Below are 766 nucleotides of genomic sequence, written 5' to 3' on the forward strand. Positions count from 1 at the left end.
TACTCTACGTTGCACAAAGTGGTGACTTGCTGACTGGTGGTATTGCGCTTTACGCACTGGCGATGGGTATGGGTATTCCGCTGATTCTCGTGGCGGTATTTGGCAACAAACTGCTGCCAAAAGCCGGCGGTTGGATGGACCGCGTGAAGACACTATTTGGTTTCATTCTGCTGGCAGCACCAATCTTCTTGCTTGAGCGTATCTTGCCAGAAATGTGGTCGACGGCGTTGTGGTCTGCGCTCGGTATCGCGGCATTTGGTTGGTTGTATCACATCAAAAACAGCTTGGAGTTTGGTGGCTGGAAGCAAAGCGCAATTGGCATTATTGCCGTCCTCGGTTTGTTCGCCTCCGCGCAACCAGCACTGAATTATTGGTTTGGCAATCACGAAACCCAAGCACAGCAAACAACGGTTAGCTTTACTCGCATTGCTAATGTGGCCGAGCTTGAAGAGCAACTGACGCTGGCGAAAGCAGCAGGTAAACCTGTCATGCTCGACTTCTACGCCGACTGGTGTGTAGCGTGTAAAGAGTTTGAGAAGTACACCTTCCACGATCCAAAAGTCGAAGCCAAGCTGCAAGACTTTGTGTTACTGCAAGCGGATGTCACCAAAAACCAAGTGCAAGATATTGAGCTACTCAAACACATGAACGTGCTGGGTTTGCCGACCATCGAATTCTGGGATGCGAAAGGCGAACACGTTTCAAACGCTCGTTTAACTGGCTTTATGCAAGCCGAGCCTTTCTTAGAGCACATCAATCGATTCTG

The 766-nt window shown here is 49.7% G+C and carries 1 protein-coding gene; it reads left to right on the plus strand.

What is annotated here, in order from left to right; genetic code table 11:
- A partial coding sequence (dsbD, locus tag R7Q11_RS25885; protein ID WP_225466964.1) for a protein-disulfide reductase DsbD occupies positions 1–766 on the plus strand: 766 nt, incomplete at both ends.

It is taken from the genome of Vibrio sp. 970 (genome assembly GCF_033339075.1).